The 14275-nt window shown below is 57.3% G+C and carries 11 protein-coding genes; all 11 read right to left on the bottom strand.

The genetic code is table 11. The features are described 5' to 3' along the window. Positions 1–90: 90 nt before the first annotated feature. Complete coding sequence (gene folC / locus RVM24_RS05080; RefSeq protein ID WP_431475046.1) at positions 91–1389, bottom strand: bifunctional tetrahydrofolate synthase/dihydrofolate synthase; 1299 nt, start codon at positions 1387–1389, stop codon at positions 91–93. Beyond that, positions 1370–2299 carry an acetyl-CoA carboxylase, carboxyltransferase subunit beta gene (gene accD, locus RVM24_RS05075; RefSeq protein ID WP_072677374.1) on the bottom strand — a complete coding sequence of 310 codons (930 nt, stop codon included), beginning with the start codon at positions 2297–2299 and terminating at the stop codon, positions 1370–1372. The genes folC and accD overlap by 20 nt, the downstream gene beginning before the upstream one ends. A 38-nt stretch (positions 2300–2337) precedes the next feature. After that, entirely contained in the window at positions 2338–3150 is an 813-nt protein-coding gene (gene trpA / locus RVM24_RS05070) for a tryptophan synthase subunit alpha (RefSeq protein ID WP_431475045.1), read from the bottom strand. A 17-nt stretch (positions 3151–3167) separates the two neighbouring features. After that, positions 3168–4376: a tryptophan synthase subunit beta gene (gene trpB / locus RVM24_RS05065; RefSeq protein ID WP_197463805.1), complete on the bottom strand. Its 1209-nt coding sequence runs from the start codon at positions 4374–4376 to the stop codon at positions 3168–3170. Continuing rightward, a complete protein-coding gene (locus tag RVM24_RS05060) occupies positions 4369–4998 on the bottom strand; it encodes a phosphoribosylanthranilate isomerase (protein WP_431475044.1) in 630 nt (209 codons plus the stop codon). The genes trpB and RVM24_RS05060 overlap by 8 nt, the downstream gene beginning before the upstream one ends. Continuing rightward, a complete protein-coding gene (truA, locus tag RVM24_RS05055) occupies positions 4995–5903 on the bottom strand; it encodes a tRNA pseudouridine(38-40) synthase TruA (protein ID WP_431475043.1) in 909 nt (302 codons plus the stop codon). The genes RVM24_RS05060 and truA overlap by 4 nt, the downstream gene beginning before the upstream one ends. Before the next feature lie 88 nt (positions 5904–5991). Beyond that, entirely contained in the window at positions 5992–9078 is a 3087-nt protein-coding gene (locus RVM24_RS05050; protein ID WP_431475042.1) for a FimV/HubP family polar landmark protein, read from the bottom strand. 313 nt (positions 9079–9391) lie between these two features. Next, positions 9392–10507 carry an aspartate-semialdehyde dehydrogenase gene (gene asd, locus RVM24_RS05045; RefSeq protein WP_431475041.1) on the bottom strand — a complete coding sequence of 372 codons (1116 nt, stop codon included), beginning with the start codon at positions 10505–10507 and terminating at the stop codon, positions 9392–9394. 126 nt (positions 10508–10633) lie between these two features. Further along, positions 10634–11707, bottom strand: coding sequence for a 3-isopropylmalate dehydrogenase (gene leuB / locus RVM24_RS05040; RefSeq protein WP_431475040.1), 1074 nt, complete (start codon positions 11705–11707; stop codon positions 10634–10636). A gap of 17 nt (positions 11708–11724) precedes the next feature. Continuing rightward, positions 11725–12372, bottom strand: coding sequence for a 3-isopropylmalate dehydratase small subunit (gene leuD, locus RVM24_RS05035; protein WP_138435589.1), 648 nt, complete (start codon positions 12370–12372; stop codon positions 11725–11727). Between the two features lie 17 nt (positions 12373–12389). Then, a complete protein-coding gene (gene leuC / locus RVM24_RS05030) occupies positions 12390–13808 on the bottom strand; it encodes a 3-isopropylmalate dehydratase large subunit (protein WP_431475039.1) in 1419 nt (472 codons plus the stop codon). Positions 13809–14275: the final 467 nt, after the last annotated feature.

The following is a 14275-nucleotide window of genomic DNA, read 5'->3' as shown; positions in this document are numbered from 1 at the left end:
GAAAGGGCTCCCTTAACCTAACAGTTTGATCCTGATACTAACCGCCGAGTGCCGTTAACACAAAGCTCCGGTGCCTGCCATGGACAAAGTTTAAGAGATTTCGCCGACAAGTCGGGCCCGGGCCTCCGCAACGGTGTAGAACGAACCGAATACCACGATGGTGTCGTTCTCCCCGGCCTCTGCCAATGCCGAAGACATGGCATCACCCACAGACTCTGACGCCGTGCAACCGGTAATCCCGCAAGCCCGCGCCCGCTCCACCAGAGCCTGCACCTCCAGCCCGCGCGGCACATCAAGACCGGCGAACCACCAGCGCCCAACAACTGGCGCCATGGCCCGCATTACCCCCTCCACGTCTTTATCCGCCAGAGCCGCATAAACACCGAACACCTTGCCCTGCCCTGACCGCTGCAACTCAAGCCGCTGGGCCAACCAGCGTGCGGCATGGGGATTGTGACCAACATCCACAATCACATCCGGCTTTGTTCTCAACCGCTCAAAACGTCCCGGCACCGTTACAGACTTGGCTGTATCTGCTAACAGGCTGACAGTCATGGTTGGCGCCAGCACCCGGGCCAACACCACTGCTGCGGCAACACTTTCGACAGGTAACGGGCCGGCCGGCAGGGTTATACTGAGCCCCTCGATCGTCAGCTCAACGGAATCGCCAACCGGCCTGAGCTGGTAATCACGCCCGGTCACCTGAAGATTGACCTTCTGCGCGGCGGCCTGCTGAAGCACAGAGGCGGGAGGCTCCGGATCTGCACAAACCGCAGTAATCCCGGGCCGCAGAATACCGGCCTTTTCGAAGCCGATCACTTCCCGGTTATCGCCCAGAAATCCAATATGGTCGATATCAATCGAGGTGATCACCGCGAAGTCGGCATCCAGCACATTAACGGCATCCAGGCGTCCACCCAGGCCGACCTCCAGAATCCAGTCTTCAACACCCGCGTCTGCGAGTGCCACGAAGGCTGCCAGGGTTCCGAACTCAAAGTAGGTCAGGGAAACCTTACCCCGTGCCGCCTCCACTTGTTCGAACGCGGATATCAACGCTGCATCGCTGATATCCTGACCGTTAATCCGTACTCGCTCGTTATAACGCTGAAGATGGGGAGAGGTATAAGCTCCGGTGGTTCGCCCGGCTGCCCGCAAAAGCGACTCGAGGGCCGCCACGGTCGTGCCTTTGCCGTTGGTGCCCGCTACAGTGATGATTCGCGCTGCTGGCTTTCGCGGAAACAGGCGGCGCAAAACCACCAGAACCCGATCCAGGCCAAGGTCAATTTCGGTGGGATGAATGGCTTCCAGATACTGAAGCCACTTTTCAACAGACGCACCGGCCCCGGGAGGGACCGGTACGGGCCTTGCGTCAGTGCTGGGAGGGTTCATCTGTGTCGGGTTTTTCCGTGATCTCAAACTCGATGGGAGCTTCTGTGCCGGGCTTTTCCTGGCCGGTGAACTTGGCAAGAACGTGGGCTACCCGCTCGCGCATCTGGTGCCGGTGCAGAATCATATCGATAGCACCGTGTTCCAGCAGGAATTCACTGCGCTGGAAACCTTCCGGCAGTTTCTCACGGACGGTCTGCTCAATCACCCGTGGGCCAGCAAAACCGATCAGCGCATAAGGCTCGGCTATATTGAGATCGCCCAGCATCGCGAGGCTGGCAGACACTCCGCCGAACACCGGATCAGTCATGATCGAAATGTAGGGAATGCCTTCCTGCTTGAGCTTCTCCAGCACTGCAGCGGTCTTTGCCATCTGCATCAACGACAGAATGGCCTCCTGCATACGGGCGCCACCGCTGGCAGAAAAGCAGACCAGGGGAATACGGTGCTCAAGGGAAACATTTGCCGCCTGTACGAACTTCTCACCAACCACCTGGCCCATGGAACCGCCCAGGAAGTTGAACTCGAAAGCACAAGCCACCAGGGGAACGCCCATCGTTGAACCCTTCATAGCGACCAGGGCGTCTTTTTCGCCGGTTGCTTTCTGGGCTGCTGAAAGCCGGTCCTTGTAGCGCTTGCTGTCCTTGAACTTGAGCCGATCCGAAGGCTCCAGTTCTGCGGCTATTTCTTCGCGGCCGTCCTTGTCGAGGAAGATGTCCAGCCGACGCCGGGCAGAGACACGCAGGTGGTGGTTACACTTCGGGCAGACGTCCAGGTTTTTCTCGAGTTCAGGCTTGTATAAAAACGCCCCGCACTTGGGGCACTTCTTCCACAGCCCTTCCGGCACCCCGGTACGTTGCCGCGATTCCGAGCGAATCTTGCTCGGCATGATCTTATCCAGCCAGTTACTCATGCTTTCATCCTGTCCTTTGATGCCTGGAAGCCGGCCCCTCAGGATGCCAGACTATCCAGGGCTTCACGCATCGGGTGCAACAGATCCGTCAGCGCCTTGGCCAGGGCTTCCGGATCTGTCTGGTGTCGGGCTATTGTATCGACCAGCACGCTTCCGACAATTACACCATCGGATACTTTGCCAACGGCAGCCGCTGTCTCCGCATCCCGGATTCCGAACCCGACACCGACCGGCAGCGCCGTCAGTTCGTGCACATGGGCCACTTTTTTCGCCACTTCATCAACATTGATGGTTGCCGACCCAGTCACGCCCTTGATTGAAACATAGTACACATAACCGGATGAGTGTTCGCTGATTGCCTTGATGCGCTCATCCGTGGTGGTGGGCGCCAGCAGGAAGATTGGGTCCATGTTACGGGCAGAAAACAATGGAGCGACGTCTTCGGCCTCTTCCGGCGGCAGGTCAACGGTGAGGATACCGTCTACACCGGCATTGGCCGCAGCATCCGCAAACGCCTCGTAACCCATGGCTTCCATCGGGTTCAGGTACCCCATCAGTACCACCGGTGTGGTGGTGTTGGTCTTCCGGAATTCCTTGACCATTCCGATGACCTGGCGCAGGGACGTGCCGTGCACCAGGGCTCGCTCACAGGCAAGCTGGATAACAGGCCCGTCCGCCATGGGATCGGAGAACGGCACGCCCAACTCAATGATGTCCGAGCCAGCATCCACCAGGGTGTGCATCAGGCTGACCGTCTGCCCCGGCTCTGGGTCACCGGCGGTGATATAAGGGATCAGCGCCTTACGACCCTGTTCTTTCAATGATTTCAGTACGCCTTCAATTCGGCTCATGCCTGCTCCTGATACCTTCAGATCTCAATGCCATCCAACTGGGCAATGGTGTGAATATCCTTGTCGCCACGGCCGGAGACATTGATCACGATCATCTTGTCCTTGTCCATGGTTGCTGCCAGCTTAAGCGCGTAGGCAACCGCATGGGCGGTTTCCAGCGCCGGCATAATACCTTCAACACGGGTCAGCTTGCGGAAACCATCCAGCGCTTCGTCATCGGTGACCGAGACATAATTGGCGCGACCGATGTCTTTCAACCAGGAGTGCTCTGGGCCTACTCCCGGATAATCCAGGCCAGCGCTGACCGAATGGGTTGCTGCGATCTGGCCGTTTTCGTCTTCCATCAGGTACGTTCGGTTTCCGTGAAGAACTCCCGGGCGCCCGGCACACAAAGGTGCGGCATGCTGACCGGTTTCGATACCCAGGCCGCCTGCTTCAACACCGTAAAGCTCAACATTCTCATCAGACAGGAACGGATAGAACATGCCGATGGCATTGGAGCCGCCACCAACACAGGCTACCAGCGCATCCGGCAGTTTACCGGCCTGCTCAAGGGCCTGGCGACGGGTTTCCCGACCAATCACCGACTGGAAATCGCGAACCAGCAGCGGATAGGGGTGCGGGCCAGCCACGGTACCGATGATATAGAAGGTTTCATCAACATTGGCCACCCAGTCACGCATGGCGTCGTTCATGGCATCTTTCAGGGTTTTGGTGCCGCTCTGGACCGCATGCACGGTGGCCCCGAGTAGCTTCATCCGGTAGACGTTGAGGGACTGGCGTTTGACGTCTTCCGCCCCCATGAACACATGGCACTCAAGCCCAAGCCGCGCGCACACCGTTGCGGTTGCCACACCATGCTGTCCGGCCCCGGTTTCAGCAATAATTCGTTTCTTGCCCAGGAAACTGGCCAGAAGGGCCTGGCCAATGGTGTTGTTCACCTTGTGAGCACCGGTATGGTTGAGGTCTTCACGCTTCAGCCAGATCTGGGCACCACCGGTTTCCCGCGTCAGTCGCTCGGCAAAATACAATGGGCTGGGACGCCCCACATAGTCCGCCAGGTCTTTATCGAAAGTGGCCTGGAATTCGGCATCATCTTTCAGCCGGAGATACTCTTTCTCCAGCGTCATCAACGAGTCCATCAGGGTTTCGGAAACAAACCGGCCACCGAAGGCACCGAAGTGACCTTTCGCATCCGGAAGCGCCTTCAACATCTCTTCAGTCAGTTTTACAGACACGGTGAACCTCTTTCATAAAATCGGATAGTTTGGTGGCGTCTTTCTTGCCCTTGCTCTGCTCCACCCCTCCGCTTACGTCGACAGCCCAGGGCCTGACTTCTTCAATGGCGCGGGCTACGTTAGCAGAAGACAACCCACCGGCCAATATCAGGGGTAACGGCCGGTGTTCAGGAATCAATGCCCAGTTGAAGGACTGCCCGGTTCCCCCATAACGATTCGGATCCCAGGCATCGACCAGAAGGCCGGAGGCCTTGCGATAGTCATCAAAGGCGTTCTCTATCTGACCCTCTTCGCGAACCCTGACCGCTTTGATCCAGCGGCGTCCGAAGCTGCCACAGAAGTCCGGGGATTCATCGCCGTGGAACTGCAACAGATCAAGCGGAACCTGATCCAGCACTCTCTCGACAAACCGGGCATCCGGATTCACAAACAATCCGGTCAGCGTGACGAAGGCAGGTATTCGATCCGCCAGCGCCCTGGCGTGCTCAACCGTAACCGAGCGTGGGCTCGGCTCATAGAAAACCAGACCGATGGCGTCTGTGCCGCACCTTACCGCGACGCCAATATCTTCCGGCCGGGTCAAGCCGCAAACTTTCACACGGGTGGTCATGTTTCTGACACCGGTTGTTTGGGGTGAATGTGCGTTGGCTCAATGGGTCCGTTCTCACCGTCGGTGAACCAGGGACTTACGAAACCGGGGCCGCACAGAGCCCTCGGTATTCCGTACTGATCCGGGTAACCAACATCCACAAGATAGAGTCCGTCCGGTGGTGCGGTCACACCCGCCAACTTGCGATCTTTGCTGGCCAACACCTCACCAATCCATGGCTCAGGCTGTTTGCCTACCCCCACGGCCATCAAGGCGCCAGCAATGTTGCGCACCATATGGTGCAGAAAAGCGTTGGCCTGAACATCTATTACGACATAGTCGCCCTTGCGGGTTACCGAAATCCGCTCCAGATAGCGAACCGGCGTTCTGGACTGACAACCGGCTGCCCGGAACGAACTGAAATCGTGTTCACCGACAAGCACCTGAGCCGCCCTGTGCATACTGGCAACGTCAAGCGGCCGAAAAGTCCAGCTCACCTGCCCCCGCTGAATCCCGGGCCTTACCGGACGATTCAGAATAACATACCGGTAGCGCCGATAAACCGCCGAGAACCGTGCATGAAAATCTGCCACACCATTGCCCGCCCAGTGCACCGAAATATCATCCGGCAAGGCGGTATTCATGCCCATGACCCAGGAGCGGAGATTCCTCACCGAGGGAGTATCAAAATGAGCCACCTGAAAGCTGGCATGAACGCGGGCATCCGTACGCCCCGCGCACACCAGGTCAACCGGGTGATCAGCAACTCTGGACACGGCCCTGGCCAGCTCGCCCTCCACTGACCGGACACCGCTTTTCTGGAGTTGCCAGCCATGAAACCCGCGACCATCGTATTCAAATGCAATGGCTACCCGACCGTTTCCGATCGCATTATCTGTGGTCAAAGGCTGAGAATTGAGAAACAAGGATTGGTCCGTCGAAAAGAGTTCACTGAAAAACAAAGCGCCGGCCTTATGGCCGGCGCTGTTGCCGATATAACGAGATTATAACGGATCAGGAAAGATTTTTAAGGAGCTCCTGAGCTTCCGCCTTCTGCTCGTCGTTTCCTTCCAGAGCGACCTCTTCAAGGATATCACGGGCTCCGTCGCTGTCCCCCATCTCGATGTAGGCCCGGGCCAGATCGAGTTTGGTGGCTGCTTCGTCAGTCCCGGCAAGGAAATCGAAATCATCGTCCTCGCCCAATGACTCCTCATCGATATCAAGCGCGGAACTTTGCTCCGGCTTTCCGTCCAGCGATTCGGACGCCAGCGGAACCAGATCGTCATCCATGGCATCAGCCTCCTGCTCAGTAGCCCCGGGCTCACCCTCCTGAGTCTGTTCACTTGGCGGCTCTGAGTCAGCCGGTTCTTCGCTGCTGAAGGCGTCTTCCAGACCAAGCTCTTCATCCAGGGATGCGGCTTCCTGTTCCGGACCTGCGGGCTGCTCGTCAGACTCAGAGAACTCTTCCATCAGGGCGAGATCCTCGTCAGACACATCAAGTTCCAGGTCGTCCAGCGTAGACTCGTCAAGGTCCAGCCCTTCCGGCTCTCCTTCTTCCTCAGCAACCTTGTCCAGTTCGGCATCAAGCTCGTCCAGGAAGGACTCATCCAGGGCATCCACGTCGCCCGACAATTCATCCTCAACGGTTTCCGCATCTCCAACCTGTTCTGCTTTATCAGACTCCTCTTCCAGTCCGAAATCCAGAGTATCCTCTTCCGCTGTCTCAACCGCCGGCTCTTCGGTGGCTTCGTCTTCAAGTGCGGACTCGAAATCGAAACTCAGATCCTCTTCGTCGGCTTTGGCCTCGCCCGAGTCTTCAAGATCCATTTCGAGAGAAGAGAAATCCTGCTCTTCGGAAGTGTCGACGGCGGATTCGTCTTTTTCAGATACCTCAAGACCGGAAAGGTCGTATTCAATCAGATCGTCGGGAGAATCACCCTCCTTCTCGACGTCCGATTCCAGCTCTCCGAACTCGTTCTCCTGCTCAGGCTCGGGACTGGCCTCAAACTCGTCTGCTTTCAAGTCATCGGACAGTTGCCACTCATCATCAGACGGTAATTCGTCTTCCTGATCTGTCTCGGACGCCTGACCAGGCTCCCCCTCTGTCGCCATCGAAGTGCTGAAGGAATCAGACCGCAGCTGGGACTCAAGGTCGTCGATGCTTGGCATAGACTCGGCTTCTTCAAGGCGCTCACGAAGAACCGTTGCCTGCTCAATAGCCGCTTCGTCTTCCAGGGCCTCGATTTCACCGTACTGTTTCTCGAACGAATCACGATCCTGACTGTCCGCGTATACCCCAAGCAGCTTCAACCGGAGGTCAGTGCGGCTCGGCTCCCTGGATATGGCGGTTTCAAGTACCTGTGCTGCCTGATCATGACGACCATAGGCAATGTAGGTGTCGGCTTCGGCCAGGGCGTCAGCGCCTTCCTGCTGATCGCCAGCTTCGTCTTCCAGGCTCAGATCAAACGAATCGCTTTCGCTACCGTCCTCGCTGTTGAGTTGATCGTAGAATGCCTTTTCACGATTGGCGTTCCGGCGTGCAACCAGCAGAAGCAACAGCAAGAGCAGAACCAGGCCACCGCCAAGGGCAATCTGGTACATCGGATTGTTCGAAATGGCGTCAATCACATTACCGGGGAAACCCTTCTCCGCGGCGGGAGGGGCAACAGGCGCTGGCTGGCGAGGCTGTTCGCGGGGCTGCTCCGCTGCCGGAGCGGCGGCCACGTCTGTCTCATCCGCTTCCTGCTCTGCCGCTTCATCGACGGGTTGTGCGGATTCGGTAGTCGCGACTTCCTCACCGGCGCCATCAACGCCAGTGTCGTCTGTCAGCTCATCCATTGCGGCCTGCTCGCCACCCTCAGCTGCGGGCATCTCTTCGAGCGCTTCCGAATCGTCCTCGGCGACCTCGTCAGCGCCGTCAACTGCCGCCAGTTCTTCGGCCTCGTCGTCCGGAAGCTGATCTGCCGCTGCTGCCTCTTCAGCCGTCATACCCTGCAAATCTGCAAGTTGGCTGTTCTTGAGCTCCAACAGACGCTGCAGGGTGGACACCTGATCCTGAAGATCCGCCAGGCGGCTGTTCAATTCTTCGTTTTCGCGGCGCGTGGCTTCCAGTTCTTCCATTGCTACCGCTGAGCCTACGTCGCTGCCGCCCGGCAAATCGCCGTCACCGCCAGCAGAGCCACCCTCGGTAACATCGCGAGATTCACCATCGGCTACCAGCAGGCGCAATTCGTCACCGGCTGCACCCGCTTGGGTAGGCGCTGGAGCGGATTCTGCCTCAGCAGTACGAGTGGCATCGACGGTACGGGACTGGAACGCCTCGTTTTGCTGTGCAACAACGCGGTTGGCTTCTGCCTGGCTCCGGCTGCGGATCTGTTCCATAGTCGGAACTCGCAGGACTTCACCACGCTTCAACCGATTGATATTGCCGCCCATAAAGGCATTGGGGTTCTGATCCTGAAGGGCCAGCATAACCTGCTGCATGGACACAGAGCTGTCCGGGCGGACACGCTGGGCGATGGTCCAGAGTGTGTCTGATGGACCGGTCGGGCCGAACGTGTCAGCCTGATAACCCCGGGCAAGTGAACTCTCGGCCTGGGCCTGGCGACGCACAGACTCCTGGCTACGGGGCGCTGCCTGCCTTGGACTTGCTGGCGCTGCCGAAGGCGCACTCACCTGCTCCTGAACACCGGAATCTTCGGCATACACTGGTGGATCTACCAGCACCGAATATTCCCGCATCAGTCGGCCATTAGGCCAGGTCAGCTCCAACAGAAAATTCAGGTAAGGTTCCCGGAGCGGCTCCCGGGAAGAGACGTTAACAACGAGACTGCCGTCAGAAGCGGTAACCACCTCAAACCTCAGCCTGCTCAGAAACTGGTGGCGATCAATGCCAATCCGCTGATAAGCGGCTTCCGGTGCAACATTTACAAATACATCACCGGGATCCACCCCACGACTTTCACGGAGTGATATTTCCGCATCCAGGGGCTCATTCAGCCAGGACTGCAGTTCAATTTCCCCCAGCCCCAACGCCTGAGCGACACCGGAACCGAGCCCTCCCGCCAGCGCCATGGCAACCGCAAGCTTGCGTACCTTCATGCTTTTTCCTTTCCAGTCTCCGTTATTCTTTACTGCTGTATCTCAACAGAATCGGACGAGGTTGGATGACTTCCGTCTTTTTAGTTCTCGTTGTTATATCGCAATTATACCGTTCAGTTTGGCAAGTATTGTTGATAAAGCCTCTTTTATCAATCAATCAGCCGCAATCCTTGCACCGTTTTTTTACCAATCGGGCGGAACTCCTTAACAGCCCTGAAAATAACAGGGGCGGACGCTGAAATCAGCCTCCGCCCCACTCCGGCATACGAAAAACCGGACACAGTTGGCATTAATTACCACTGTGTAACACTATTTAACGTTCCTGCAGAATCCGCAACATGCGGCGCAGAGGCTCAGCGGCCCCCCACAGCAACTGGTCACCCACGGTAAACGCAGAAATGTATTCCGGCCCCATGGACAATTTGCGAATCCGCCCGATGGGGATACTCAGGGTGCCGGTCACTTTCGCCGGCGTGAGTTCCTGCATGGTGGCATCACGATCATTCGGGATGACTTTCACCCAGTCGTTGGCCTTGGCAAGAATACCCTCGATTTCCGCAACCGACAGGTCTTTCTTGAGCTTGATAGTCAGCGCCTGGCTGTGAGAGCGCATAGCGCCAATACGAACACAAATGCCGTCGATAGGAATCGGATTGTCGCTGCGGCCAAGAATCTTGTTGGTCTCAACGCCCGCCTTCCACTCTTCCTTGCTCATGCCGTTATCGAGCTGCTTGTCGATAAACGGAATCAGGCTGCCCGCCAGGGGCACACCGAAGTGCTCGGTGGGAAAATCACCGGAACGCATGGTATCGGTTACCTTGCGGTCGATTTCCAGGATCGCCGACGAGGGGTCAGCAAGCTCTGACTTGACGCTGTCGTTCAACGCACCCATCTGGCTCAGCAGTTCCCGCATGTTCTGGGCACCGGAACCGGAAGCCGCCTGATAGGTCATCGGAGAGACCCACTCAATAAGATCCTGCTCCAGCAGACCACCCAGGGCCAGCATCATCAGGCTCACGGTGCAGTTACCGCCAATATAATCTTTTACGCCCTTATCCAGGGCGGCATCGATCACGTTGCGATTAACCGGATCCAGCACAATGACGGAGTGATCCACCATCCGCAGGGACGATGCCGCGTCAATCCAGTAGCCATTCCAACCTGCATCGCGCAGCTTCTGGTACACCGCTGAGGTGTAATCACCGCCCTGACAGGTCAGGATTACGTCCATGTCTTTCAGGATGTCGATATCAAAGGCATCCTGGAGTGCCGGAACGCCTTCTTTGCCTACGTCCGGGGCCGGCTTGCCCGCCTGGGAAGTGGTAAAAAACACCGGATCAATGTCGGCAAAATCGTTTTCTTCACGCATGCGCTGCATGAGGACTGAGCCTACCATGCCACGCCAACCTACAAGTCCAACTCGCTTCATGTGCGACCTTTGAACCTCACATTATGCCCGCCCGCTACCGTTATCGCTGGCAGGGACAGGATGGATGATCCCGCAGTGGCAGCATCGCGCCACTGTCGGGTCTCGGTTTAGCGAATCAGGGCTGACTCAAAGCGCATTGAGAACAGCTTCACCCATTTCCCGGGTTGAAACCTTCTTACCACCGTCTGACATGATGTCTGCGGTGCGCAGCCCCTGATCCAGTACCTTGCTGACCGCCGCTTCAATCGCTTCTGCGGCTTTTTCCTCATTCAGGCTGTAACGCAGCATCATGGCTGCACTGATGATCGTGGCCAGCGGGTTGGCAATGCCCTGCCCAGCAATATCCGGCGCCGAACCGTGGCAAGGCTCGTACATGCCCTGCTTTTCAGAGTTCAGCGACGCCGACGGCAACATGCCGATGGAGCCGGTGAGCATAGCCGCTTCGTCAGAAAGAATATCACCAAACATGTTGCCAGTCACAATCACATCGAATTGCTTGGGAGCCCGAACCAGCTGCATGGCGGCGTTGTCCACGTACATATGGGACAACTCGACATCCGGGTATTCACGCTTCAGGTCTTCCATGATCTCGCGCCACAGCACGGTGACTTCCAGTACGTTTGCCTTGTCGACAGAGCACAGCTTCTTGCCGCGTTGCTGGGCCGCTTCAAAGGCGACGCGGCCGATTCGGCGAATCTCAGACTCAGTGTACTGATAGGTGTTGTAGCCCTGGCGCTCACCATTCTCCAGCTCGCGCACACCGCGGGGCTGTCCAAAATAGATACCGCCGGTCAGCTCGCGCACGATCAGGATATCCAGGCCAGAAACCACTTCCGGCTTCAGGGAAGACGCAGACGCCAGTTGCGGGTACAGAATGGCTGGGCGCAGGTTGGCAAACAGCTGCAGGTTCGAACGCAGACCCAGCAGCCCCTTCTCCGGGCGCTTGGCCATCGGCAGACTGTCCCACTGGGGGCCACCGACGGCACCCAGCAGAATGGCGTCGGCATTGCGCGCTTTTTCCAGGGTTTCGTCCGGCAACGGTGAGTCCGTGGCATCGATCGCCGCACCACCCACCAGGGCCTTGTCAAAGGTCAGGCCAAGATTGAACTGCTCATTAACCTTGGTCAGCACCTTTTCCGCTTCAGCAACGATTTCCGGACCAATGCCGTCACCCGGCAGAAGCAACACATTACGGGACATATCAGAATCCTTGTTTATCAGTTTCCAGCGTTAAACAACCAGGGGGCAGTCTGGCGGCGAGCATCTTCGTAGGCGCGAATGGCATCGGCGTCTTCAAGGGTCACACCGATATCATCGAGCCCATTGAGCAGACAGTGACGACGGAAATTATCGACATCAAAACTGTAAGACTCACCAGAGGGGGTCGTTACTGTCTGAGCTTCCAGGTCCACCGTTAATTCATAGCCTTCGTTAGCCTCGGTCTCCTGAAACAGCTTATCAACTATTTCTTCATCCAGAACAATGGGTAACAGGCCATTCTTAAAGCAGTTATTGTAGAAAATATCGGCAAAGCTCGGGGCAATAATCACCCGGAAGCCGAAATCATCCAGCGCCCACGGGGCATGCTCCCGACTGGAACCGCAACCGAAGTTCCTGCGAGCCAACAGCACACTGGCGCTCTTGTATCGTTCCTGGTTCAGAACGAAATCCGGGTTCACGGGGCGATTGGAACAGTCCTGATCCGGCTTGCCTTCATCCAGATACCGCAGCTCATCAAACAGGTTCGGGCCAAAACCCGTACGCTTGATCGACTTCAGAAACTGCTTGGGAATGATCATGTCCGTATCCACATTGGACCGGTCCATGGGGGCAACAATACCCTGGTGTTGCGTAAATGCGCGCATGGTCTCTCTCCTGTGGATCAGTTCAACAACTCACGAACATCAACAAAATGGCCAGACACGGCTGCTGCCGCCGCCATCGCCGGGCTCACCAGGTGGGTACGCCCACCAAAGCCCTGACGGCCCTCAAAGTTCCGATTGGAGGTGGACGCACAATGCTCGCCCTGCCCCAGCTTGTCGGCGTTCATGGCCAGACACATGGAACAACCGGGATCACGCCATTCCAGGCCCGCCTCGATGAAGATCTTATCCAGACCTTCCTGCTCTGCCTGGGCTTTCACCAGACCAGAACCCGGCACCACCATCGCCTGTTTCAGACTGGCGGCCACCTTGCGGCCTTTCACCACGGCCGCAGCTTCGCGCAAGTCTTCAATGCGGCTGTTGGTGCAGGAACCGATAAACACCCGGTCCAGCTGGATGTCGGTAATCTTCTGGTTCGGCTGCAGCCCCATGTATTTAAGCGCGCGAACAATGCCTTCACGCTTGATCGGGTCTTCTTCCTTCGCCGGGTCCGGCACATTGCCATCAACACCGGTCACCATCTCCGGAGACGTACCCCAGCTTACTTGCGGCTTGATGGCGGCACCGTCCAGCTCAACCACCTTGTCGAATACCGCATCGTCATCGCTGTGCAAGGTGCGCCAGTACTCAACCGCCTTGTCCCAGGTTTCGCCTTTTGGCGAGAACGGACGGCCTTTCACGTAGTCAATGGTGATGTCGTCCACCGCCACCATGCCCACGCGGGCACCGCCTTCGATGGCCATGTTGCAGATGGTCATCCGGCCTTCCATGCTCAGGCCACGAATCGCCTCACCACCGAACTCGATGGCGTAACCGGTACCGCCAGCGGTGCCGATCTTGCCGATGATGGCCAGAACCACATCCTTGCCGGTCACACCCGCGCCAAGCTTGCCGTTCACCTTAACCAGCATGTTCTTCATCTTCTTCTGAACCAGGCACTGCGTCGCCAGCACGTGCTCAACTTCAGACGTTCCAATACCATGAGCCAGGCAACCAAAGGCGCCGTGGGTAGAGGTGTGGGAGTCACCACAGACAATGCTCATACCCGGCAAGGTTGCCCCCTGTTCCGGCCCGATCACGTGCACGATGCCCTGGCGCTGGTCTTTGATCTTGAATTCCAGAATCCCGAACTCGTCGCAGTTCTTGTCCAGAGTCTCCACCTGGGTGCGTGACACCGGATCAACAATCCCGTCGATGCCTTTGGCACGATCGGTAGTAGGCACGTTATGATCCGGCGTGGCGATGTTGGCATCAATCCGCCAGGGCTTGCGATTGGCGAGACGCAGGCCTTCAAATGCCTGGGGAGATGTCACTTCGTGCAGCAACTGCCGGTCGATGTAGATCAACGCGGAGCCGTCGTCCCGCTGTTTGACCAAATGGTCGTCCCACAACTTGTCGTATAAAGTCTTGCCCGCCATGGTTGCTCTCTCACTCTCTGGGGGTTTCTGTTTATGCTCTCAGTTCGCCTATCTTACTCTTTGCGCCCGAATAACCTCAATTCATGTTTTTCATTCTTTGCATTCCTTTAGGTTATGAGCCTAATATTCCGGGTGTTTAGTGCACAGCGGAATGAATTCCCCGAGTTCGGTGGCAGGCACAACTGGGTGGGATAGGCTTTTCAAAACACGCCCACGAGTACGTCCCTGTAGGCTCGTTTCGGGCCGTCCATGGCCCTCAACGGTTTTGAAAAGCCTATCCCACCCAGTCGTACCCCAGACATCCAGCGGGTAGTCCAGCTTGCACCAACATCGATATGCTGACTGCCAACGTATGGGGCGCGGCTTCAGGGTAGCCTTTCCAAAAATCTCGTAGGCCATGGATGGCCGGAGCGAAGCGCACAGGGATGTGCTCGTAGCGTTTTTTGGAAAGGCTACCCTGAAGCCGG

Source organism: Marinobacter sp. KM021 (assembly GCF_050707965.1).
Classification (GTDB): Bacteria; Pseudomonadota; Gammaproteobacteria; order Pseudomonadales; family Oleiphilaceae; genus Marinobacter; species Marinobacter shengliensis.
Note: the sequence above shows the minus strand (reverse complement) of the source record. Positions and strands in the feature narration are given on the sequence as shown.

What these genes read in the sequence shown, in the direction of transcription:
- leuC (WP_431475039.1), bottom strand. Translation starts at nt 13,808, where the DNA reads ATGGCGGGCAAGACTTTATACGACAAGTTGTGGGACGACCATTTGGTC.
- leuD (WP_138435589.1), bottom strand. Translation starts at nt 12,372, where the DNA reads ATGCGCGCATTTACGCAACACCAGGGTATTGTTGCCCCCATGGACCGG.
- RVM24_RS05050 (WP_431475042.1), bottom strand. Translation starts at nt 9,078, where the DNA reads ATGAAGGTACGCAAGCTTGCGGTTGCCATGGCGCTGGCGGGAGGGCTC.
- RVM24_RS05060 (WP_431475044.1), bottom strand. Translation starts at nt 4,998, where the DNA reads ATGACCACCCGTGTGAAAGTTTGCGGCTTGACCCGGCCGGAAGATATT.
- accD (WP_072677374.1), bottom strand. Translation starts at nt 2,299, where the DNA reads ATGAGTAACTGGCTGGATAAGATCATGCCGAGCAAGATTCGCTCGGAA.
- leuB (WP_431475040.1), bottom strand. Translation starts at nt 11,707, where the DNA reads ATGTCCCGTAATGTGTTGCTTCTGCCGGGTGACGGCATTGGTCCGGAA.
- folC (WP_431475046.1), bottom strand. Translation starts at nt 1,389, where the DNA reads ATGAACCCTCCCAGCACTGACGCAAGGCCCGTACCGGTCCCTCCCGGG.
- asd (WP_431475041.1), bottom strand. Translation starts at nt 10,507, where the DNA reads ATGAAGCGAGTTGGACTTGTAGGTTGGCGTGGCATGGTAGGCTCAGTC.
- trpA (WP_431475045.1), bottom strand. Translation starts at nt 3,150, where the DNA reads ATGAGCCGAATTGAAGGCGTACTGAAATCATTGAAAGAACAGGGTCGT.